At 67.6% G+C, this 22,753-nt stretch carries 17 protein-coding genes; all 17 read left to right on the top strand.

Annotated features, from left to right (window positions below; genetic code table 11):
- Positions 1-100: 100 nt before the first annotated feature.
- The 17 genes from ACOGI4_RS08045 (at position 101) to ACOGI4_RS08125 (ending at position 22,753) form a co-directional block, all read left to right on the top strand.
- Positions 101-1,795 carry an ABC transporter substrate-binding protein gene (locus ACOGI4_RS08045; RefSeq protein WP_419841161.1) on the top strand — a complete coding sequence of 565 codons (1,695 nt, stop codon included), beginning with the start codon at positions 101-103 and terminating at the stop codon, positions 1,793-1,795.
- Positions 1,796-1,925: 130 nt separating this feature from the next.
- Positions 1,926-2,870: an ABC transporter permease gene (locus ACOGI4_RS08050; protein ID WP_419841162.1), complete on the top strand. Its 945-nt coding sequence runs from the start codon at positions 1,926-1,928 to the stop codon at positions 2,868-2,870.
- Positions 2,867-4,909, top strand: a complete 2,043-nt coding sequence (locus ACOGI4_RS08055) for a dipeptide/oligopeptide/nickel ABC transporter permease/ATP-binding protein (RefSeq protein ID WP_419841163.1) — start codon at positions 2,867-2,869, stop codon at positions 4,907-4,909. The genes ACOGI4_RS08050 and ACOGI4_RS08055 overlap by 4 nt, the downstream gene beginning before the upstream one ends.
- Positions 4,906-5,997, top strand: a complete 1,092-nt coding sequence (locus ACOGI4_RS08060) for an ABC transporter ATP-binding protein (RefSeq protein WP_419841164.1) — start codon at positions 4,906-4,908, stop codon at positions 5,995-5,997. Before ACOGI4_RS08055 ends, ACOGI4_RS08060 begins: the two co-directional genes overlap by 4 nt.
- Complete coding sequence (locus tag ACOGI4_RS08065; protein WP_419841165.1) at positions 5,990-7,408, top strand: arylsulfatase; 1,419 nt, start codon at positions 5,990-5,992, stop codon at positions 7,406-7,408. Before ACOGI4_RS08060 ends, ACOGI4_RS08065 begins: the two co-directional genes overlap by 8 nt.
- Entirely contained in the window at positions 7,405-8,745 is a 1,341-nt protein-coding gene (locus tag ACOGI4_RS08070) for a CaiB/BaiF CoA transferase family protein (RefSeq protein WP_419841166.1), read from the top strand. The genes ACOGI4_RS08065 and ACOGI4_RS08070 overlap by 4 nt, the downstream gene beginning before the upstream one ends.
- A 134-nt stretch (positions 8,746-8,879) precedes the next feature.
- Positions 8,880-9,302, top strand: coding sequence for a nitroreductase/quinone reductase family protein (locus ACOGI4_RS08075; RefSeq protein WP_419841167.1), 423 nt, complete (start codon positions 8,880-8,882; stop codon positions 9,300-9,302).
- A 165-nt stretch (positions 9,303-9,467) separates the two neighbouring features.
- Positions 9,468-10,595: a DNA cytosine methyltransferase gene (locus ACOGI4_RS08080; protein ID WP_419843112.1), complete on the top strand. Its 1,128-nt coding sequence runs from the start codon at positions 9,468-9,470 to the stop codon at positions 10,593-10,595.
- 257 nt (positions 10,596-10,852) lie between these two features.
- Positions 10,853-11,674, top strand: coding sequence for an MBL fold metallo-hydrolase (locus tag ACOGI4_RS08085; protein WP_419841168.1), 822 nt, complete (start codon positions 10,853-10,855; stop codon positions 11,672-11,674).
- 149 nt (positions 11,675-11,823) lie between these two features.
- Positions 11,824-13,218: a carotenoid oxygenase family protein gene (locus ACOGI4_RS08090; protein ID WP_419841169.1), complete on the top strand. Its 1,395-nt coding sequence runs from the start codon at positions 11,824-11,826 to the stop codon at positions 13,216-13,218.
- Positions 13,219-13,237: 19 nt separating this feature from the next.
- On the top strand, positions 13,238-14,476 hold the full coding sequence (locus ACOGI4_RS08095) for a hypothetical protein (protein WP_419841170.1): 1,239 nt from the start codon (positions 13,238-13,240) through the stop codon (positions 14,474-14,476).
- A 56-nt stretch (positions 14,477-14,532) separates the two neighbouring features.
- Complete coding sequence (locus tag ACOGI4_RS08100; protein WP_419841171.1) at positions 14,533-16,815, top strand: arylsulfatase; 2,283 nt, start codon at positions 14,533-14,535, stop codon at positions 16,813-16,815.
- A 159-nt stretch (positions 16,816-16,974) separates the two neighbouring features.
- On the top strand, positions 16,975-17,943 hold the full coding sequence (locus tag ACOGI4_RS08105) for a nuclear transport factor 2 family protein (RefSeq protein WP_419843113.1): 969 nt from the start codon (positions 16,975-16,977) through the stop codon (positions 17,941-17,943).
- A gap of 96 nt (positions 17,944-18,039) precedes the next feature.
- On the top strand, positions 18,040-19,056 hold the full coding sequence (locus ACOGI4_RS08110; RefSeq protein WP_419841172.1) for a LacI family DNA-binding transcriptional regulator: 1,017 nt from the start codon (positions 18,040-18,042) through the stop codon (positions 19,054-19,056).
- Positions 19,056-20,195, top strand: a complete 1,140-nt coding sequence (locus ACOGI4_RS08115) for a cupin domain-containing protein (RefSeq protein WP_419841173.1) — start codon at positions 19,056-19,058, stop codon at positions 20,193-20,195. Before ACOGI4_RS08110 ends, ACOGI4_RS08115 begins: the two co-directional genes overlap by 1 nt.
- A gap of 43 nt (positions 20,196-20,238) precedes the next feature.
- The gene (locus tag ACOGI4_RS08120) at positions 20,239-21,783 is read left to right on the top strand and encodes an ABC transporter substrate-binding protein (RefSeq protein WP_419841174.1); all 1,545 of its coding nucleotides are present in this window, start codon (positions 20,239-20,241) and stop codon (positions 21,781-21,783) included.
- 103 nt (positions 21,784-21,886) lie between these two features.
- Complete coding sequence (locus ACOGI4_RS08125) at positions 21,887-22,753, top strand: carbohydrate ABC transporter permease (RefSeq protein ID WP_419841175.1); 867 nt, start codon at positions 21,887-21,889, stop codon at positions 22,751-22,753.

Genomic DNA, 22,753 nt, shown 5'->3' on the forward strand with positions numbered 1-22,753 from the left:
CCCGCAGCGCTGCGGCGTCCGGCTGACTATCGTTCGACGAACTGACAGCCAGCGCCGCGGAGTTCAGGGGACGGCGCTCGACATCTGGGAGGACAGGCTGGTGAGCTTGCCTACTCGGCGCGTGACGCGTCTCATGACCGTGCTGACGGCGCTGGCGTTGACAGCCAGCGCTTGCGGCGGCGGCAGTTCGGATTCCGGCGGCGGGACCGCTTCGGCGACCACGGCTGCGCCCGCGACCACCGCCGCGGCGGCCGCTGCGCCGACGACCCAGGCGCAGACCGAGGTGACGATTGCGGCAGTGGAGCAGACTACGACCACGATGGGCGCCACGACGACCACAGCCGTGCCGATCCCGCCGCCCGAAGGCACGCTGCGCATGGTCGAGTTCTCGCCGGTCACCAGCTTCAACCCGGCTGCCAGCCAGTCCGCCCAGAGCGCCTACCACTACCCGGTCTATGACACGCTGACCAGACAGCGCAACGACTTCAGCTTGGCGCCGTCGCTTGCCACATCGTGGACGCAGCCGTCGCCGAACGTCTGGCGCTTCACCGTGCGAGACGACGTGACCTTCCACGACGGCGCTGCATTCACTGCGCAGGTCGCGGTGGACAACATGCACTACCACGCAGAGTTCCCCGGCAATCCGAATGCAGCCACGTGGGCGGCATTCACGGAAGCCAGGGTGATCGACGACACCACCTTCGAGGTTGAGTTCGCAGTGCCCGCGCCCCAGTTCCCGCTGGAGATGTCGATGGTGATGGGCATGATGATCAGCCCGAACGCGCTCGACGGCCACGATCTCTCGCGTGATCCGCAGGGCTCAGGCCCGTGGATCTGGTCCAAGGAGGAAAGCCAAGCCGGCGTGACCGAGGTGTACAACCTCAACCCGAACTACTGGAATCCGGCCGACCAAGGTGTCGAGACGGTGACGGTGACTGCGGTGCCGGGCAACAACGCACGGCTGAACGCGTTGCTCACCGAAGAGGCCGACATCATGTCCACCACGCGTGACGCGCAGATCGATGCGGGCGTGGAAGCCGGGAACGTGCTGATCTCGGTGCCGAACTTCTTCGCCTACCTCATCGTCACTGACCGGGCGGGCGAGTTCGATTCGCCCCTGGCCGACGAGCGGGTGCGGCGTGCGATTCTGCTGTCGCTGGACCGCGAGGCGTATGCCAACACCGTCCACTTCGGCAAGGCCGACAGCCTCGGCGGCATCTACCCGCCCGCGTTCAGCCAGTTCAACGTTCCCGAGCTGGACACGAAGTACAGCTACGATGCCGACGAGGCTCGGCGTCTGCTGGCCGAAGCGGGCTATCCAGACGGCGTCACCATCCAGATGCCGATCATGCCGGCCATCAACCCGATTGTGGAGTTCGTGGTGCAGATGCTCGGCCAGTCGGGCATCAACATCGATCTGATCCAGATCAACAACGGCGAGCTCGGACCGGGCACAGCGACTGCGCAGTGGGGCATCTCGTGGTTCCGCGACCTGCTGGTGCATCCGGCGCGTGACCTCGGCAAGTTCATGGGCGTGAGCGGCCGCTTCAACGCGTTCGGCCTCGATGACCTGAACGATCTCGAAGCCACGCTGGTGGAGGCGCTGAACGCCCCGTCGGCCGACGCCGCCAAAGCGCTGTATGCCGAGGTCATGGAGGGTCTGATCGACCGCGGCGTGGTGCTGCCGCTGGCGCACGGCGGCCAGAACGCCCTGTATGCGCCATATGTGTCGGGTGTCACGCTGGGCCTCAACATGCAGGCGCCCATGCCCTACGGCGTGCGCATCAACCGCTGATCGATCCACATCGTCGCGCGAGATACGACGGCTGGTGCCGCGATGACGAACTGAGCAGGCGGCCGGGCCCGAGCGGCTCGGCCGCCACGCTCGCCTGCATGACTCGCCGACACAACACAGGGGGTACGAGGTGTTCCGACTGCTGGTCAGTCGCCTCATCGCGGCGATCCCCTTGATGCTGATGGTGGCCACGCTGGTGTTCTTCTTGGCCCAGCTCAACCCGGTCGATCCGGCGGCCACCATCATGGGCGACGACGCCGACCTCGAGTCGCTGGCGCTCAAGCGAGCAGAGCTCGGGATCGACCGGCCGCTGCTGGCGCAGTACTGGGACTGGCTGAACAGCGCCGTGGTCGGCGATCTGGGCACCAACTGGTTCAACGGCGAACAGATCACCACCGAGCTGCGTGACCGCATCCCAGTCACGGCTGCGATGGTGTTCGGCTCGCTGATCGTCGCGCTGTTGATCGGCATGGTGTTCGGCGTCACTGCCGCACTGAAGGCGGGTCGCTTGCCGGACCGGATCATCACGGGGACGTCGTCGCTGGGCCTCGCCGTCCCGAACTTCTGGATTGCGCTGCTGCTGGCCTACTACGTCGGCGTCAAGCTGCGGTGGCTGCCGGCCATCTGGCCAATGACCCGGCCCGCATCGATCGGGGAGTGGCTCGAAGCACTGCTGCTGCCCTGCATCGCGCTGGGCATCTCGGCGTCGGCGGCGATAGCGCGCCAGGCGCGGTCGTCGATGATCGGCGTGCTGCAACGCGACTACATCCGGACCGCGCTGGCCAAGGGGCTGCCGGTGCGGCGGGTGGTGTCACGACACGCCATTCGCAATGCCGCCATACCGGTGGTCACCCTTGCCGGATTCCAGACCTCGGCGCTCATCGGCGGCTCGATCTTCGTGGAGTTCGTCTTCAACGTGCCCGGGCTGGGCCGGTTCGGCGTGGACGCGATCCTGCGCCAGAACATGCCCGCACTGCTGGGCTTCGTGCTGGTGACCTCGGCTGTGGTGGTCCTGGTCAACATCGTGCTCGACATGAGCTACGCGTGGCTGAACCCCAAGGTGAGGCCGGAATGAGCCGGCTCGCTGAAGTGCCCACCGCAGCAGGCCTGCCCGGTGCTGCCGAGTCGGCCGCGGGAGAGGTCCGGGGGCGCTTTTGGGTCAGGCTGCGGCGCAACAAGGTGGCCGTCGCCGGCGCCGTCTACTTGGTGCTGACGATCATCGCCGCGGTGTTCGCACCGGTGTTCACCTCGCATGACGAGACCTTCGCGACCCGCTTCCAGGACGTGCTGTTCAGTCCAGGCGAGGCCGGCTACCTGCTGGGCACCGATCACGTCGGCCGCGACATTCTCACCCGGCTGTTCTACGGCGCACGCTATGCGCTCATCGCCGGAGTGGAAGCGGTGCTCGTGGCGCTGGTGATAGGGGTGCCGCTGGGCCTCGTGATCGGCTACTTCCGCGGCTGGGTGGACCGCGTCGCCATGCGGCTGGTGGAGACCGTGGTGGCCGTTCCCGCCGTCGTGATGGCCATGGCGATCATCACGGGCTTGGGCACTGGCTTGACCAACGCGATGCTGGCGATCGGGCTGGTCTACTCCATGATCATCACCCGTCTCACCCGTGCCGAGGTATTCGCGGCACGCGAGGAGTTCTATGTGGACGGCGCCCGAGCTGCCGGGGCATCGGACCGGCGTGTCATGTGGCGCCACATCCTTCCCAACATCGCGCCCCCGCTGATCGTGCAGACCACGCTGCTGTTCGCCCAGGCCGTGCTGGCAGAGGCGGCGTTGAGTTTCTTGGGCATCGGCGCCGATGCCAGCCAGGCGAGCTGGGGCCGGATGCTGCGGGATGCGGAGCTGAGCATCGACCGCACGATCTGGCCGGCCATTCCGCCGGGAGTCGCCATCTTCCTCACCGTGGTGGCCTTCAACGTCTTCGGCGACGGGCTGCGCGACGCCTTCGCCCGAGAGGCCCGCGGCGGACGGGTCGGCGTGGGCGACGTGCTTCCGCGGCTGCCCAGTCTCGATCGGCCCAGTCTCGGCCAGCCCAGTCTCGATCGGCCCAGTCTTGGCCAGCCCAGCGCAGCGGCGCCTCCGCGTCCGCCCGAAGCCGACGTTCCGCTGCTGAGCTTGCGCGGGCTCGACATCGTGTTCCCCAAGCCCGGCGAGGGCACCGACATGACCGTCGTGCGCGGTGTCGATCTCGACATCGGCCGGGGCGAGGTGGTGGCGCTGGTGGGGGAATCGGGCTCCGGCAAGACCATCACCGGACTGTCGCTGATGGGACTGGTGCCTGATCCGGGCCAAGCCTCGGCAGTGTCGATCATGCTGGACGGCAAAGAGTTGGTGGGCATGGACTTCGGCGAGCTTCGGCGCATTCGCGGCCGGGACATCGGCATCGTCTTTCAGGAGCCGTCTGCCGCGCTGAACCCTGCCTACACCGTCGGTCGCCAAGTGGCAGAGCCGCTGCGAGTCCACTTGGGCATGAGCAAGCGCCAAGCCCGAGAACGGGTGATCGAGCTGTTTGCCGAGGTCGGCATACCCGACCCGCGCAAGCGGATCGACGCCTACCCACATCAGTTCTCGGGCGGCATGGCCCAGCGGGTCATGATCGCCATGGCGCTGTCGTGTGAGCCGAAACTGCTGATCGCCGACGAGCCGACGACCGCGCTCGACGTGACCGTGCAGGGCCAGATGCTCGACCTCATCGGAGAGCTGGCTGCCTCCCGCGGCGTGTCGGTCCTGCTGATCACCCATGACTTGGGCGTAGTAGCCGATCTGGCCGATCGGGTCGCCGTCATGTACGCAGGCGAGATCGTCGAGACCGGCCGTCTCGACGACGTGTTCGCCCGGCCACGCCACCCCTACACCGAAGGCCTCATCGCAGCGATCCCTCGCAACGAGCCGCGCTCGGGCGATCTGCCCACGATTCCGGGCGTGGTGCCGCCGCCATGGGAATGGCCGGAGCGTTGCCACTTCGCCGACCGCTGCCGGTACGAGACGGTCGAATGCCGACGCGGTCCCGTGGATCTGCGAAGCGTTGGGGTGTCGCTCGTGCGCTGCGAGCGCAGCCACGAACTCGAACTGCAAGGCGTGCAGCGGGGAGAGCCGGCATGAGCGAGCCGCTGCTGCACGTCGACGACCTCACGATCGTGTTCCCGGGGGGACGTGGCGCGCTGCCGTGGCAGAAGCTGCCGGACGTGCGTGCAGTGCAGCACGCGTCGCTCGTCATCGACGCCGGCGACACGCTGGGGCTGGTCGGCGAGTCGGGATCGGGCAAGACCACCTTGGGTCGCGCGGTGCTGCGGTTCCTGCAGCCCGACAGCGGCTCGATACGGCTGGGCGACTTCGACGTCACCGGCTTCGGCCGCCGCGTGCCCACCGCATACCGCAAGTCCGTGCAGGTGGTATTCCAGGACCCGGTGGGCTCGCTGAACCCCTCCATGGTGGTGGGCGCGATCATCGCGGAGCCTCTGCGCATCCATTTCGACATGAACGCCGGCGCGGCGCGCAACAGGGCGGGCGAACTGCTCGAACAGGTCGGACTCCAGCGCCATCACCTCGATCGGTACCCGCACGAGTTCTCCGGCGGCCAGCGTCAGCGGATCGCGGTGGCCCGAGCGCTGGCGACCGAGCCGGACCTGCTGGTGCTGGACGAGCCGGTCTCCGCGCTGGACGTCTCCACCCAGAGCCAGGTCATCAACCTGCTCGAACGCCTGCAGCGCGAGACTGGCACGGCGTACCTGCTGATCGCACACGACTTGGCGGTTGTGCGCCACACCTGCCACCGCATCGCGGTCATGTACCACAGCCGCATCGTCGAGCTGGGTGATGCCGACGACATCTGCGAGCGTCCGACGCACCCGTACACCGATCTGCTGCTGGCGTCGATTCCCGATCCCGACCCAGCCGTGCAGAAGGTCAAGTCGCAGCGCCGACGCGAGCTGGCCCAAGGCATCGCCGGCGCCAGCGGACGAGCGCCGGCCGACAGCTGTCCCTTTGCTGAGCGGTGTCCGCACGCCCTCGACGTGTGCCGGGAGTCGTTCCCCGAGCCGGTCGCCACCGCTGCAGGAGGCACCGTCTGGTGCCATCTGCACACCAGCGGACCGCAGCTGGGCGGCCGTCCGGTGAGCGAGCTATCGACACGGTCGAACGCGGTCCGCGACGCTGTGGCCCGAGAAGCTGTGGCTGCACCGGATGTCTGACCAGCCCGCTGGCGAGCCGAAGCTCGACAGTTCGAAACCGGGCAGTCCGAACCTAGGCCGCCCGAACATCGTGTTCGTGTTCGTCGACAACCTGGGGTACGGCGAGCTCGGCTGCTACGGCGGCGGGCTGGTGCGCGGCGTGCCGACGCCCAACATCGACCGTCTGGCTGCCGAAGGCATGCGTCTCACCAACATGAACATGGAAGCGCAGTGCACGCCGTCGCGTTCTGCGGTGATGACCGGTCGCATCCCCATTCGGTCCGGCACGGTGCGCATCCCGCTGCCCGGCCAGCCCAGCGGCTTGGTGCGCTGGGAAATCACCCTAGCCGAACTGCTGTCGGCGCGGGGCTATCGATGCGCGCACTACGGCAAGTGGCATCTGGGCGCGGGACCAGGACGCCAGCCCCACGAACGGGGCTTCCACGAGTGGTGGGGGCTGGCGGAGACCCACGACTCCTCGCTCTGGTCGACTGCCGTGGGCTACGACCCCGACGTGGTGCCGCCGGAGGTGCTGCTGGCCGGGCTTGCGGGCCAGGCCAGCGAGGCGGTGGCTCCCTACGACACTGCACGGCGTGCCGAATTCGACGCCGAGGCCTTCGGGCGGGGCGAGGACTTCATTCGACGCTGCGCCGAAGCGGGCCAACCGTTCTTCGTCTACCTGCCGCTCGCGTTCCCGCACTTCCCGACGCTGCCGCATCCCGACTACGCCGGCGTCACTGGTCTGGGCGACTTTGCCGACGCTCTGCGTGAGACCGACGACCGGGTGGGGCATCTCGTGGGCGTGCTCGACGAGCTGGCCGTCGGCGCTGAGACACTGGTGATCTTCACCAGCGACAACGGCGCAGAGGACGTGCTGCCGTGGCGAGGCTGGACCGGGCCGTGGGGCGGCTCGTACTTCACGGCGATGGAAGGCAGCCTGCGAGTGCCGTTCATCGCCCGCTGGCCAGGGCGCCTCCCTGCCGGACGTGTCAGCAACGAGCTGGCGCACGCCACCGACATCTTCGCCACGCTCGCCGGAGTCGCTGGCGCCCACGTGCCGACCGACAGACCCATCGACGGCGTCGATCTGCTGCCGCTGCTCGAAGGCTCATCGGAGCGCTCGGAGCGCGACTCGGTGCTGTGCTTCGTCGCGGATCGGCTCCACGCCGTGAAGTGGCGCAACTGGAAGCTGCACTTCGTCTGGCAGGAGTACATGGGCGACCCGCCGATCGAGCTCAGCATCCCGCGGGCGTTCAATCTTTACGAGGACCCGCGGGAACGCCGCGACGTGTTCCTGCCCTCCAACACGTGGCTGCAGCGCCCCGTGATGGCGGCGGTGGCCGAATTCTGGGACAGCGTGGCCGATCATCCGCTGATCCCTGCCGGCACGCAGGACCCGTATACGCCCCGACGCGAAGCGACAAGCCCATGACTGCTGTGCCGACGACCGATGTGCCGCAACCCGCGGACGGCGAGCCGGTGCCGGATCAGCGGGGTGACGGCATTCTGACGGGGATCAACGTTGTGGAGCTGGCACAGAACGCGGCGATCCCGCACTGCGGCAGGCTGCTCGCCGGCATGGGCGCCGATGTGGTCAAGGTGGAACCCCCGGGCGGCGACGCCATGCGCTCGCTCGCCGCCTTGACGCCCACCGAAGGCAGGGGATACGCGCTGATCAACCCCGGCAAGCGGGCCATCGTGCTGGACTTGGGGCATCCGGGCGCTGCCGGCGTGATCGACGCGCTCTTCGGGTGGGCCGATGTCGCTCTGGTGGCGTTCAAGCAGGGTGATCTCAAGCGCTACGGCATCGATTGGGATCACGCCAGCGCGGTCAACGAGCGTCTGGTGTACCTCGCCCACACCGCCTTCGGGCCAGAGGGTCCCGACGCCCATGTGGGCGGCTACGACGTGCTGGTGCAGGCACGCAGCGGCGCGGGCTTCGTGATGAACCGCGCAGAGCACGGTGTTCCGTCGGCCACACGTCCAGCGGTCAACGACTTCGGTACCGGCATGGTCTCTGCGCTCGGGGTAGTGGCCGCATTGCGTCATCGTGACGTGACCGGCCGAGGCCAGCGCGTCGACAGTTCGCTGCTCGGAACCGCCATGGCGCTGGCCACGCCGATGATCGGCGGCTTCGAGGCCGATGCAGAGGCCGTCGCCGAACTGCGATCCGACATCGACGCCGCGCGTGCAGCAGGCGTCGGCTTCGCCGATCAGCGGAGACTCTACGAGGAGCGCGTCACACCCGGCGCCGGTGCCTTTCGCCTGTACTTCCGCACCTATCTGACCCTCGACGGGATGATCAGCGTGGCGGGCCTGAGCGCTGCGCTGCAGGACAAGTTCCACCGAGTGACCGGTCTCGCACGCCCCGGCACGCAGGACCCGAGTTCCGATGCGTTTCGCAGCGTGGTCGACGCAGCCGAGTCCCTGTTTCGCACACGAACCACTGCGGAGTGGCTGACCGCGTTGCGCGAGGTCGAGTTCCCCTGCGGTCCGTACAACTTGCCCTACGAGGCGCTGGACGACGACCAGATCAGAGCCAACGACTATGTCGTGGACCTCGAGCATTCCGAGTTCGGGCGCTACACCACCTCAGGGATGCCGTTGCGCTTCAGCGACGCGGGCAGCCCCGTCCTCGGTGCCTCGCCCCGCTACGGCGAGCACACCCGCGAAGTGCTCGCCGGCATCGGATTCGACGCTGCCGAGATCGACCATCTCGTGGCTGCCGGAACCGTCGAGGAGCACCCGACCCCCACCCGGCCGGCCTGAGCGGCGACCGGCACTCCAGTCCGGGCAGCTCGGCGCAGCCGACGGGCCGCTTGACCGCGTACTCTCAGAGACTGCGGGCTCGACAAACCGCGTGCGCGAGCGGTGGCGTGGGCCACAACAGCTACGGAGGACACATGACGGACTACCTGGCATTCAACGAAGCGGTGATCAAGGAGTTCCGCGACAACGGCGGGCAGTGCAGCGGCTGGCTCGATGGCGCGCCGATGATCCTGGTCACCATGACCGGTGCCAAGACCGGACGCAAGCTGTGCTCGCCGCTCGTGTACTCCACCGACGGGGACGACTTGGTGGTCATTGCGTCGAAGGGCGGCGCTCCCGACCATCCGAACTGGTATCACAACCTGGTGGCCCATCCCGAGGTCACCGTCGAGGTGGGCACAGACTCATGGCAGGCCATGGCCCGCCTCGCCGAAGGAGACGAGCGCAAGCGGCTGTACGACGCCCAAGCAGCGCTGATGCCGCAGTTCGCGGAGTACGAGCAGAAGGCAGCCGAGCACGGCCGCGAGATACCGGTCTTCCGCCTCGTCCGCACCTGAACCGCCGACCGCAGCCTCCACGGTTGCGCGGCGCCGAGCGCTCGGCGCAGCAGCGACGGCATCATCGCATCTGTCACAGTCCGGTCGTACGTTCGGCGCATGGCCACGCGCCGCAGCCAAGCCCGCGCGAACGACAGGCAGCTCAGTCTGAGCGCGCCAGTGCCGATGCGCGACCCGAACGGGCCGACAGACCACACTGGGTCAGTGGAGATCGGATCGGCGGTGTCACTGTTCTCGGGCGCAGGAGGACTGGACCTCGGCATCGAGCAGGCGGGGTTTCGCACCGCAGTCGCAGTCGAGTGGGATGCCGACGCAGCAGACACGATGGAGAAGAACGCAGACCTCTGCTTCCCAGCCCTTCGCGATGTGATCCGTGCGGACTTGTACCCGCTCGCTGCGGGCCGCGATTCCGGCGTGACGGTCCAGGACATACTGCGCGCAGGAGGCTTCGGCCGCCGGGAACGGCCTGATCTGCTCGTCGGGGGGCCGCCCTGCGTGGCATTCTCCAAGTCCGGCTTCTGGCTCGACTGGAAGCGTGACGGCACCGACCCGGCGGCGAGCCTTCTTCAGGCGTTCACCGAATTCCTGCGTCAGGCACAACCAAGGTTCTTCATGCTGGAGAACGTCTACGCGCTGACATTCAACAACAAGGCCAGCCGTCCGGCCTTCCTGCGCCTCTGCAGCGAAATCGACGATGCGGGCTACGCGTTCGGCTGGGGAGTGCTCAACGCAGCCGATTACGGCACTCCACAGTCTCGCCCGCGGCTGTTCGTTGTGGGCGCGAGGCGAGACGAGGCAGTTCCGGCGCTGCCGCCCCCGACACACCACGGCGCTTGGGAGCGGCGCAAGCGGGCAGGCGGTCCGCAGCCGCACGTGACGGCCGGCGAAGCACTGGCTGATCTCGCCGTCGCGCCAGAGGCCGAGGAAGTCGTTCGTGGGCGCTGGGGGCATCTGCTCCCAGAAATACCGCCCGGCGATAACTACCTGTATTTCACGGCCAAACGCGGGCATCCGACGCCAATCTTCGAGTGGCGGTCGAGGTTCTGGTCGTTCTTGTTGAAGCTGGATCCGAATCGACCGTCACCCACGGTGCAAGCGCAGCCCGGTCCAAACGTCGGCCCGTTTCACTGGGAGAACCGCCGCTTGCGCGTGCCCGAGCTCAAGCGCTTGTTTGCGTTTCCAGACGACTACGAATTCGTCGGCCGCCGAGCATCGGTTCAATCTCAAATTGGCAACGCTGTGCCGCCGCTGCTGGCCAAGCAGGTCGCGACGGCGATCGCGGCGGCCATGTGACGTGAAGTGCCGTTCGAGTCGCACGCACGCGAGTTCGAGATAGCGACATGGACTCGCTGCTGTTGACGTGGCTTCGAGCCGAGACGAGCCATTGGCATCCGTCTATTGTGGGTGTCTTGCGGGAAGATGCTGCCCACGATGCATGGCCGCTTGCGGCAACTTCGCCGGGCGGTATGTACTTTGCTGTGGTCACGGTCTGATGACAGCCGTCCAAAGACGGTGACTGCGCTTCCCCGGGTTCGAGAAGGAACAGAGCGATGGATGTTGTGCTGACGGGGACGGGGTCGCCGCTGCCCGACCCGCATCGGGCGGGGCCTTCCACGCTCGTCAAGGCGGGCGACACGCATGTCCTCGTCGACGCCGGGCGCGGCGTCGTCATGCGTCTGGCCGGTGCCGGATCGCTGCCGGCCTGGCTGAGCGCCGTGCTCGTCACCCACCTGCACAGCGATCATGTGTGCGCGCTCAACGACGTGATCACGACGCACTGGATCATGAGCGGAGGCAACGCGACACTGCAGGTGTACGGGCCGCCGGGAATCGAACGGTTCGTGGAGCGTCAGCTCGGCGCCCTCGAAGCCGACATCGGCTATCGCCTCGCGCACCACGACGCGCTGGTGAACGGGCCGCGGGTCGCCGTCACCGAACTCGAGGCGGGCGCAACGCTGGAGATCGGTGGTGTGAGGGTCGTTGCCGCAGCCACGGACCACGCGCCGGTGCGGCCCACGCTCGGCTACCGCCTCACCCACGAGGGCAGGTCCGCTGCGGTCGTCGGCGACACCGTGCCCTGCGACGGTGTGGACCAGCTCGCGTCCGAAGCCGACGCGTACGTGCAGACCGTCATCAGAAAAGACCTCGTGGAGCTGAGCCCGAACGAGATGTTCAGGGACATTCTGGACTACCACTCAGGCGTCGTCGAAGCCGCGCAGACCGCAGCCAGAGTCGGCGCCAAGCGGTTGGTGCTGACCCACATGGTCCCGGCGCCTGCCGCTGAGCAGTACCCCGAATGGATCGAACTGGCAGCAGCGCACTACGGCGGCGAGGTGATCATCGGCGACGACCTCACCACGATCTCGCTGTAAGCCGTTCTTGGGCTGCCGGGCACCGTCGCGTGGCACCGAAGCGGTGTCGTACGGTATGGGGCATCGGCCCGTGAGCCCGGGGCACTGGATCGCGACCGATCGCGGCACGCGCTCCGTCGTCATACATCAGAGGCATCGAGGAGAACCCCATGACCGATACCGCAACCCGACCGACGCCGGCAGCGTCCACGTACTCCGACGGCAACTTCGCCCGAGTGGCCGAGGAGCTGACGGCATTCGATCTCCAGGTGATCGGCCAGATTCCCGAGACGTTGGACGGTCGGTACGTGCGCAACGGCGCCAATCCCGTGGTGCCCACCGACCCGGCGACCAGTCACTGGTTCACCGGGACCGGCATGGTGCACGGCGTGCGCCTGCGCGGCGGCCGCGCCGAGTGGTACCGCAATCGCTGGGTGCGGGGCGACGACGTGGTTGAGGCGCTGGGCGAGCCGGCAGTGCCGGGGCCCAGGCGCAGCGTGGACTTCTCGCCCAATACGAGTGTCATCGGCTTCGCGGGTACCACGTGGGCGCTGGTGGAGGCCGGCGCGCTGCCCACCGAGCTCGGCTACGAGCTTGACACGACGTGCCGCAACGACTTCTTCGGAACGCTGCGCACCGGCTTCACCGCCCATCCCAAGCTGGACCCCGACACCGGCGAGCTGCACGCAGTGTGCTACGCGTGGCAGGACTTGATGGACCATGTCGAGTACGTCGTGATCGGCGCCGACGGCAGCGTGCGCAAGACCGTCGACGTCCCGCTGCCCGGGATGTCGATGATCCACGACATGTCGCTCACCCAGAACTACGCGGTGATCTACGACCTGCCCGTCACGGTGGACTTGGACCTGGTGCTCAGCGGCAAGACGTCGTTCCCGTTCCGCTGGGATCCCGACTACGGCGCACGGGTGGGTCTGTTGCCCCGAGATGGCACTGCGGCTGAGATCGTGTGGTGCGACGTCGGGCTGTGCTACGTCTTCCATCCGCTCAACGCCTACGAAGACGACGACGGCCGCGTAGTGATCGACCTGTGCCGTTACGACAAGATGTTCGACCGCGACCTGCTGGGACCGGCCGGCGATTCGATTCCCACGCTCGACCGCTGGACCATCGACCCAGCGACGCGCCGAGTCGACGAAGAGCGCGTGGACGAGCGATCCCACGAGTTCCCTCAGGTGCGGGCCGACCGGACTGCCCGCAGGCATCGCTTCGGTTACACGGTCGGCCTCAGCGGCGGGCTTGTCCCCGGTGCGAACTACAAGTTCGACTACGACACCGGCACCGCCACCAGCCACGATCACGGACCCGGCCGGGGCAGCGGGGAAGCGGTCTTCGTTGCGGACCCGGCGGGCAGCGCCGAGGACGACGGCTGGCTGATGTCCTTCGTCTACGACGAGACGACCGACGGCAGCGAGCTGGTGATCCTGGATGCGCGAGACCTGAGCCGTGCGCCGGTGGCCCGGGTGTTGCTGCCCCAGCGCGTCCCGTACGGATTCCACGGCAGCTGGGTGCCTGACGCCGCAGTCCCAGCGCCGACAGCCAGCTGAACAGCCGAGCAGTGCGCCGGTGCGCCGGCAGGTGCTGGCATTGAGCTGTCCCGAGCATCGGTTCCCCGCCGACCGAGCCGCGAACAGCGCCTGCCTGCTGGCAGCCGTCGACGCTGTAGCGGACGCACTGGCCGCAGGGCGCCTTGAGTCCGAGCGTCTTCGACGTCTGTCGCCGACATCGGTGGAGGCGCTGCGCTTCTCGGGTCTGCTCCGCATGAAGTCGCCGAGGGCGGTCGGCGGCGCCGAAGCTCACCCGGTCACTCAGATGGACGTGATCGAGGCGTTGACCATGATCGACCCGGCGGCGGCGTGGTGCATGTTCATCTCGGCCTCCGCGGCCGGTGCTGCGCTGTCGGTGCTGCCCGACGAGACCGTGCAGGCGGTGCTGGCCGAGGGATTTCCGTTCATGGCCGGCTCATTGCGACCCGGCGGCGAGGCCCGACGAGTGGACGGCGGCTACCGAGTCTCAGGCGAGTGGGCGTGGGGCAGCGGCATCGAGCACGCCGACTGGGTGCTGGTGCCGGTGTTCTGCGACGGACCGTCGCTCATTCGAGCACTGGTGCCGACCAGCCACGTCAAGGTGCATGACAACTGGCACACCTTGGGCATGCGAGGCACGGGCAGCTGCGACTACGAGATGGACGACGTGTTCGTCCCCGCGGGCTTCGCCGTCGACGCGTCCGCCGACACGCCGCCGCGAGGCGGCGCGCTCATGCGCTTGGGGCTGCCCGCTTTCGTCGTGAACGAGCACGGCAGCTTCGCGTATGCGCTCGGGCGCCTGGCGTTGCGCACAGCGAGCCAAGACGTCTCAGAGAAGTGGCGTGGCTATGTCGGCAGCGTCAGCCTGGCTGATCGGGAGGTCTTCCAGCGGGCCATCGGCCGTGGCACGATCCGCATGAACGCCTGCGCTCTGGGGATGGCCGACGCGATCGAGCGCATGTTCGACTCGGCGGCGCAGGGACCTCCGGATCCGACGCTGGTCACCGAGGCTCAAGCGGCAGCGGCGTGGTGTACCGACGAGGCTGTCGAGCTCGTGTCCGAGCTGTTTCGCTTCGCGGGCGGCAGCGCGGTCATGGACCACAGCGCGATGCAGCGCATCCTGCGCGACGTGTACACGATCCAGTCGCACCTGATGGTGTCGAATGCCGTGTACGAGCTGTTCGGTCAAGAGCTGCTCGGCACACGGCAGCTCGGCGTGTCGGAAGCCGCTGCCGCGCCGCGACAGCGCTCAGCAGTAGTGCTCAGCGACGCGACGTAATGTGCCGGTACACCCATCGGTGAGGCACCGCGGCACTGAAGTGAGAGACGGCTGACATGACTGCTCCCAGCGCGCACCCGACGTTTCGAGGCCGGATCGGCAAGACCGTTGCCGATTCCGAGCCGTGGTTCGAAGAGCATCCCCATGCGCCCCCCGATGCGCCCAACGTCGTGTTCGTGCTGCTCGACGACACCGGGTTCGCCCAGCTCGGCTGCTACGGCTCGGACATCGACACGCCGCACATCGACGCGCTCGCCGCGAACGGCCTCCAGTTCACGAACTTCCACGTCACGCCACTGTGCTCGCCGACGCGCGCGTCGCTGCTGACCGGACGGTCCCAGCACGCCGTGGGCATCCGCTCGGTAGCCAACTTCCTGACCGGCTTCCCCAACCAGCTCGGCCACATCACCAACCATGCGGCCACCATCGCCGAGGTGCTCCGCGAGCACGGCTATGCCACGTTCTGCACTGGCAAGTGGCATCTCGCCCCGACGCAGAGTATCTCCGCGGCCGGCCCGTTCGATCAGTGGCCGCTCGGGCGGGGCTTCGACCGCTTCTACGGCTTCCTCGACGGCGAGACCGACCAGTTCTTCCCCGAGCTCGTGGCCGACAACCACCTCGTCGATCCGCCTCGCCCGCCGCAGGACGGGTATCACCTGAGCGAGGATCTCGTGGATCAGCTGTTGCAGATGATCAGCGACAGCAAGGGCGTGCGGCCGGACCGGCCATTCTTCGCCTACCTGCCCTTCGGCGCCACCCACGCGCCGCACCAGGCACCGCCCGCTTACCTTGCCAAGTACGCAGGCCGCTACGACGAGGGTTGGGACGTGGCACGGCAGCGTTGGCATGCCCGCCAGATCGAACGGGGAATCGTCCCGCCGCACACAGTGCTGGCGCCGCGCAACCCGGGCGTCAAGCCGTGGGTCGAGCTGTCCCGCAACGAGCAGCGGCTGGCCTGCCGACTGCAAGAGGCGTTTGCTGCCTTCCTGGACCACACCGACGACCAGATCGGACGGTTCGTCACCGGGCTGGAACTCCGCGGCCTGCTCGACAACACGATCCTGTTCGTGATGGCCGACAACGGCGCCTCCCAGGAGGGCGGCCCGTTCGGCGTCATGCACGAATGGAAGTACTTCAACGGCGTGCCGGAGTCCGTGGACGACGTGGTCGAGCGGCTTGATGACATCGGGGGACCTGACAGTCACACCAACTACCCCTGGGGCTGGGCCCAGTGCGGCAACACGCCGTTTCGCTGGTACAAGCAGAACACCCACGAAGGCGGCGTACACGTGCCGATGGTGATGCACTGGCCTGCGGGCATCGACGCCGGCCAGCGCGGAACCAAGCGCACACAGTTCGTCAACGTCTCCGATGTGACGCCCACGGTGTACGAGCTGCTCGGCGTCGCTGCGCCCGAGACCCATCGGGGGTTCGAGCAGCTGCCGGTGACCGGCCAGTCGTTCGCCTCGGCGGTCAACGATGCCGATGCGCCAGCCGCCAACACGTTGCAGTACTTCGAGAACGGCGGATCGCGCGCCTTGGTCGCGTTGCGCGACGGCATCTGGTGGAAGGCAGTCGTGCGGCACATGCCAGGCGACGACTACGACACCGAGCAGTGGGAGCTCTTCGACCTCGGGGCGGACCCCTCGGAGTGCAACGACCTTGCTGGTGAGCTGCCGCAGCGCCTCGACGAGCTCGTCGGCCTGTGGTGGAGCGAAGCCGAGCGCCACGGCGTGCTGCCTCTCGACGACCGCGGTGTGACGCTGTTCGCGGCGCCGCTGCTCGAGCATTCGCCGCACACGCCCGAGCGCCGCTACCTGTACCGGCCGCCTATGTCTCGCATCCCCACCCAGGCCGCTGCATCGGCGGGCGGACGCTCGTTTGACCTGTCGGCGCGAGTGACGCGTCAGTCCGGCGACGAAGGAGTCATCTGGGCCACCGGCAGCGCCGGTGCAGGCGTGTCGATGTTCGTCCAGAACGAACGCCTCGTCGTGGACTACAACGCCTTCGCAGACCACACCGTCGTCGAGTCCGCCGCTGCGATCCCTGAAGGCGAATGCGAGCTGTCGATGCATCTGCGCCGAACCGACCGGCACGCCGGCACCCTCGAGCTACGCGTGAACGGCGAGACGGCAGCGACTGCCGAGCTGCCGCTCATGATGCGGATCATGTCCTCGATGGGCACCAGCATCGGCCGCGACTACGGCTCGACAGTGTCGAAGCGTTACGACGGCGGGTTCGCTTTCAGCGGAGTGCTGCATCATGTCGAGATCCGTCTCGCACCGCGCAGCGGCAGCGATGTCGCTGCCACAGCGAGAGCCGAGATGGCACGCCAGTAGCCGCCGCCGCGGCATGGTGGGCGACCGCACCGTGTTCACCTGTGGGTTGGCGTTGTGGTCGGCATGCCGCGCCTGGCGTGATTTCGTATGCAAAATGCGCGTGAGGGATTCACTGGTCTTCACGGTGCCACAACGCCACCAAGGAGCGGCCGCATGGGCATGAAGGGATTCGGCGAGGAATTCGGCGGACCGCGCGAGTACATCCTCGGCGTCACCGAGACCGTCTGGGAACGCCGCGGCGTGGCTTCGCTGCGCCGGTTCTACTCCGAAGATGTGGTGGTCCGATCGCCGTCTGGGGTGGTCGTCGGCAATGGTGCGGTCATGGCCGCCACGCTGGCCACCTTGGCGGAGTTCGGGGATCGCCAGCTGCTCGGCGAGGACGTCATCTGGTGCGACGACGGCGACGAGGGATTCTTGTCGTCGCATCGAATTCTGTCGACTGCCACACATTCGGGCGACGGCATCTACGGCCCGGCTACCCGCACGCGCCTGCGGTACCGCATCATCGCCGACTGCGCAGCTCGCAGCGACCAGATCTACGACGAATGGCTCATTCGAGATCAAGGCGCCATCGTGCGCCAGCTGGGAATCGACGCCAAGACGTTCGCCGCAGGCCAGATCGACGCCGAAGGCGGGCACGACAACGCCCTCCAGCCCCTGCGTCCGGAGACCGACGTCGAAGGCCGCTACCGCGGCACCGGCAACGACCATCCTGACAGTGCGCGCTACGCCGAGATGTACGGCCGCGTCATGACGGGCGACCTGGCGGCCATCCGCGGCGAGTACGACCGGGCGGTCCAGCTGGAGCTGCCAGGCGGCATCACCGATCACGGCTGGAGCGCGTCCGACAGCTTCTGGATCGGACTGCTGTCGTCGTTCCCGTCGGCGCGTTTCGCCATTCATCACCGGATCGGACGTCGCGACTCGAGTCGCGCGCCGCGGGTTGCGATGCGCTGGTCGCTCGACGGTGTGCATGCCGGCTGGGGCCGCTTCGGCGCCCCCAGTGGGGCGAACGTTCACGTGATGGGCATCAGCCACGGCGAGTACGGGCCCGACGGCCTGGCGCGCGAGTGGGTGCTGCTGGACGACACCGCTGTGTGGAAGCAGATCCTGCTGCACACCGGCTGAGGCCCCGCTCGCTCACGGTGCCGCTCTTGCAGCGCAGCAAGGGACATCGCTACTGACTCGTTGCAGCGATGACTACGTATGCATAGTATGCGCCGGATGAGAGGAGATGCCAAGGTGCGTGACGGCGTTGCGCGCCCAGCGACTTCCACCGACGTAGCCGCCGAAGCCGGCGTCTCCCAGGCCACGGTGGCGCGCACGTACTCCGCACCGCACCTCGTGTCCGACCGTACGCGTCAGCGTGTCGGCGACGCGGCCGCCAAGCTCGGCTACGCGCCCAACGCGTTTGCGCGCGGCCTCAAATCGCAGCAGAGCAACGTGGTGGGCGCGGTGGTGCCCGCCTGCGGCGAGTACTGGCAGCACGTGCTCTCGGCGGTCACCCGTGAGCTCGCGGCGCGCCAACGTCAGCTGCTGCTGTTCAGCTTCAGCGATCCGGGCGAAGTCGACGATGTGCTCGACATCGTGCGCCAGTACCGAGTCAGCGGCCTGCTGCTGGCTTCGGCCAGCATCCGGCCCGATCAGCTCAGCGCCATGCGCGGCCAGTCGAGCCAGACGGTGGCGTTCAACCAGCCGGCTGCAGCCGGGCTGGTGTCCTCGGTCTCGGTGGACAACGAAGCCGGCTGTCGGCTGCTGGCAGCCCACGTGGTCGACCAAGGCTGCCGAACGGCGGTGTTCGTCGGTGGCGTGTCGTCGGCCTCGACCGACCAGGCTCGGTATCGGGGCGCCGCGCGTGAGATGGGCGAGCACGGGGTGGCGCTGCCCTACCTCGAAGCCGGCGCTTTCTCCTACGACGCCGGCTATGCCGGCGCCGAGCGCATTTCACGGCTCGCGCCCGACGCGGTGATGGTGGGCAGCGACGAGGTCGCATTCGGCGTCATCGACGGCTTGGAATCACGAGGCATCCGCGTGGGCGACGACATCGCCGTCACCGGATTCGACGGCCTGCCGCAGGCCAGTTGGGCCGGTATCGACCTGACCACGCTGGTGCAGCCGACCGAACTGCTCGCCCGCCACGCCGCCGACCTGCTCGTCGATGCCGCAACGGGGTCACCTCCGAGCGATGTCGTGGTGGACGGGCACCTCCGCATCGGCCGGACCACCAAGCGAAGCGGCTGATGCGCGCACCCACGCGAACAGATCCTGCGCGAACTGGTGCCGTGCTCACCGGGCGCGTGCTGGAACCCGCCGACTTCGTGGCCGACACCGCCGCATTCGTGGACGTGCGCATCGAGCGTTCCAGAGGCAAGGTCAGCTACTCCTTCGTCGGACCGGGCGTGTCGCAGAATGCCGATCAGCACGTCAGCATTTCCGAGCCGCACGGCTTCAACGTGGGTGCCGCCACGATGCCCCACGGCGTCTACAACAACGCCCACCTGCACTACACGCCCGAGGTCTTCGTGTGTACTCGGGGCAACTGGCGAGTCGACATCGGCCGCCGGCGCGAGCAGGCCGTGCATCTCACGCCCGGCGCTGTGCTGTCTGTGCCGCCTTGGGTGTTCCGCGGCTTCGAGAACACCGGCTGCGACGACGGGTTCTTGTTCGTCGTGCTGGGCGGTGACGACACCGGCGGCATCCTCTGGGCGCCGGAAGTGCTGCGGGAGGCCGCCGAGACGGGCCTGTACTTGCGTCGCGACAACACGCTGATCGAAGCCGGCAACGGCGCGGTCCCTCAAGACCGCATTCAGCCGCTGAGCGACAGCCAGCTCGCATGCGTCGACGCGTACAGCGATGCAGAGCTGGCCCAGCGCGTGGTGACCGGCGATCAGCGCCGATGGTCTGCCCACGGGCTGCTGTCGAGCGTGCTGGGTCCGCAACACGCAGTCGAGCTTGCGCCGGTCATCGGCTTCGGCCTGTGTCAGGACCGACTCAGCCGGCCGCCGATCCGCACTCCTCACGGCTTCGGCCTCGAATGGCTGCGCGCATCGCCTGGCACATCGACCGGCCTGCACCGTCACGACGACAGCCAAGTCGTGCTGCTGCTCGACGGCGACTGGGAAGTCGCGCTCAACGAGCCGGATCAACAAGGCTCCGAGCGGCCCGCCGCGGGTTCGCTGGTGTCCATCCCCGCATCTGCGTGGCGCGACCTGCGCAACGTCGGCGCGACCGCTGCCCATGCAGTGGTCATCACCGGCGGCGACGGCCCGAGCAGGGTCGAGTGGTCCGGCGCTGTGCTCGCCGAGGCGACAGCTGCGGGTTTCGGTCTCGACGCGGCCGGCTATGTCGCGCCGCTCGAGTTGTTGGGGAGCGGGTTGTGATCACCCGATCCCCGTCGGCCCCTATCACCCGGGAGGGAAGCTCATGATCACCACTACCGGCAAGGCATGGCGATTGCTCGCCGTGGTCTTCGCGTTTGCTGTCCTCGCGGCGGCCTGCGGCAGCGACGACGCTGCTGACGACGCCACCGACGAAGCGCAGACGCAGACCACCGCGGCCGAATCGACGATGGCGCCCGACGACGATGACCACGGCGACGATCACGACGATGACGACGGCGACGACCACGAGGACGGCGACGACCACGACCACGGCGACGAGGACGGTGAGCACGACCATGACGACGACGGCATGGACGGCGGGTCGAACGCGAGCGACGGCATGGCCGGCGACGGCGAGGCGGAGGTCGAGCTGATCTCCGACGAGTGCCCGATCCCCAACCCGTCCGAGGTCGTCGAGATCGATGCGATGGGCTGGGAGTTCCCGATCATCTCGCAGTACGAGAAGGAACTTGAGGACTGCGAGGAAGGCAACTACCGCTTCAACCTGCAGTTCCTCGACAGCGTCGAGGCCCGCAGCGCGATGACGGCTGACGCGGCGACCGGGTCGCCGACGTTCGAGCTCTATCAGGGCTCCAATGCGTTCATCGGCGAGCTGGCCAACCAAGGGTTCCTGCTGCCGCTGAACGGCCTCGTCGAGAAGTACCGCGACCAGTTCGACCTTGACGAGATCGACGACGCCTTCTGGCGCATGGCCTCCATCGGCGACCAGATCTACGCATTGCCGATGGTGTCCAACACCATGCACGTCTTCTACAACAAGCCCGCCATGGACGAACTGGGCCTGGCGGTGCCGACGACCTTTGAGGAGGCGTTCGAGACCTGTCGAGCGATCATCGACGCCGACTACGACATCGGCTTCTTGTACATGCTGTCGGCCGGCTGGGCCTGGCAGATCGAGTTCGACTCGGTGCTCGGCTCGATGGGTGTCTCGCCCATCGACCCCATGACCGGCGCGCCGAACTTCAACGGTCCCGAGGGTGTGATGGCAGCACAGACGCTCAAGCGCATGGTGGACGAATGCGCGCCGGACGCAGCTGGTTCCTACAGCACCGACGACGTGCAGGCCGCCTTCCAGACCGGCGAAGCGATCCTGGGCCACACTTGGGCCTCGCGTGCAGCAGGCATGGACGATCCGGAGGCTTCCACGGTCGTGGGCGACATCGAGTTCGCGCCCGCGCTGGGCACCGGCGGCGACATTGTGGCGGCGCCTGCGTACATCGACGGCTGGGGCATTCCGGTCGGAACGCCGGCTGACAAGGTCGAGGCGATCTTCTTGGCGATGCTTGCAGCGACGGACTTGGAGAGCATGCAAGCAGCAGCAGAGTTCGGCCTGGTCACCCGCAACGGAGTGAGCCACCCGAACGGTCCGCGCGACGCCGCCGCTGCGCAGGCGAGCCTGGTGAACGGCCGCGGTGCCGATCTCACGCATCCGGCCGCGGGCATTGCTCGCGCCAAGCTGGGCGAAGCTCTCATCACGATCCTCGACGGCACGCCCATCGAGGAGGCACTCCAAGCCGCAGAGGACGCGTACCTAGCCGAGGCCGGCGATCAGGGATTGCTCAACTAGACGCCAGGCCGCCAGGCCGAGCAGCCAGTCCCGTCCGCCTTCGGGGCGGCACCGCGTGGCGGTGTCGCCCCGAAGCGGCGTGAGCAGCAGAAGGGGGGCGTGAGTGGAACGCAGGACGTTCTGGTACTTCACGATCCCCAGCGTCGCGGTGATGGCGGTGCTCATGGTCGTGCCCTTTGCCACGACCGTGTGGCTGGGCTTTCACCGTCTGCTGCTGCGCGACCTGAAGAACCCCAGCTGGATCGGGCTGCAGAACTACCGGGACATCCTGTCCGATCCGGAGTTCTGGACTGCGTTCCGCTGGACGATGCTGTTCGTCCTGATCGTCGTGCCGGTTCAGATGCTGCTGGGGCTGGCAACCGCACTCATGCTGGACCGTGTGGTGCGCGGACGCAGCGTCTACATGGCAGCGCTGCTGACCCCGTTCATCGTCACCCCAGTCGTCGGGTCGCTGGTGTACAAGGATCTCTTCGACCGCGGAGGCCTGATTGCCTGGCTCTGGGAGGTGATCTTCGACGATCCGTTCCAGATCACCTCTGGCAATGTGCGCTACCTCATCGTCATCCAAGCCGTCTGGGCAGTCATGCCGTTCGCCATGATCGTGTTCTTCGCTGGACTCCAGACGCTGCCGAGCGAACGGCTCGAAGCCGCAGCTATCGACGGCGCGGGCTTCTGGCGCAATCTGTGGCATGTCGTGCTGCCGCACCTGCGGACGCTCGTCGTGTTCGTCGCGTTGATCTCGGTGATGGACATGTACCGGATATACGACCAAGTGTTCGTGTGGACCGGCAACCGCTTCACCGACGCGCACACGCTGCAGGTGTACAACGTGCGCGTCGCAACGGCGTTCGACATCGGCCGAGTGGGCAAGGGCAACGCCATGGCCGTGCTGACCGTCGTCGGGATCCTGGTGGTGCTGATCCCGTTCCTGTACCGGTCCTACAAGGACCAGATCTCCGAGCGCACCTGA

It is taken from the genome of Candidatus Poriferisodalis sp., from assembly GCF_965205175.1.
Taxonomy (GTDB): Bacteria; Actinomycetota; Acidimicrobiia; order Acidimicrobiales; family Poriferisodalaceae; genus Poriferisodalis.

Bases quoted from the DNA above. Each gene is read 5' to 3' on its own strand.
- ACOGI4_RS08055 (WP_419841163.1), top strand. From the start codon at position 2,867: ATGAGCCGGCTCGCTGAAGTGCCCACCGCAGCAGGCCTGCCCGGTGCT.
- ACOGI4_RS08060 (WP_419841164.1), top strand. From the start codon at position 4,906: ATGAGCGAGCCGCTGCTGCACGTCGACGACCTCACGATCGTGTTCCCG.
- ACOGI4_RS08065 (WP_419841165.1), top strand. From the start codon at position 5,990: ATGTCTGACCAGCCCGCTGGCGAGCCGAAGCTCGACAGTTCGAAACCG.
- ACOGI4_RS08070 (WP_419841166.1), top strand. From the start codon at position 7,405: ATGACTGCTGTGCCGACGACCGATGTGCCGCAACCCGCGGACGGCGAG.
- ACOGI4_RS08075 (WP_419841167.1), top strand. From the start codon at position 8,880: ATGACGGACTACCTGGCATTCAACGAAGCGGTGATCAAGGAGTTCCGC.
- ACOGI4_RS08080 (WP_419843112.1), top strand. From the start codon at position 9,468: ATGCGCGACCCGAACGGGCCGACAGACCACACTGGGTCAGTGGAGATC.
- ACOGI4_RS08085 (WP_419841168.1), top strand. From the start codon at position 10,853: ATGGATGTTGTGCTGACGGGGACGGGGTCGCCGCTGCCCGACCCGCAT.
- ACOGI4_RS08090 (WP_419841169.1), top strand. From the start codon at position 11,824: ATGACCGATACCGCAACCCGACCGACGCCGGCAGCGTCCACGTACTCC.
- ACOGI4_RS08100 (WP_419841171.1), top strand. From the start codon at position 14,533: ATGACTGCTCCCAGCGCGCACCCGACGTTTCGAGGCCGGATCGGCAAG.
- ACOGI4_RS08105 (WP_419843113.1), top strand. From the start codon at position 16,975: ATGAAGGGATTCGGCGAGGAATTCGGCGGACCGCGCGAGTACATCCTC.
- ACOGI4_RS08110 (WP_419841172.1), top strand. From the start codon at position 18,040: ATGAGAGGAGATGCCAAGGTGCGTGACGGCGTTGCGCGCCCAGCGACT.
- ACOGI4_RS08115 (WP_419841173.1), top strand. From the start codon at position 19,056: ATGCGCGCACCCACGCGAACAGATCCTGCGCGAACTGGTGCCGTGCTC.
- ACOGI4_RS08120 (WP_419841174.1), top strand. From the start codon at position 20,239: ATGATCACCACTACCGGCAAGGCATGGCGATTGCTCGCCGTGGTCTTC.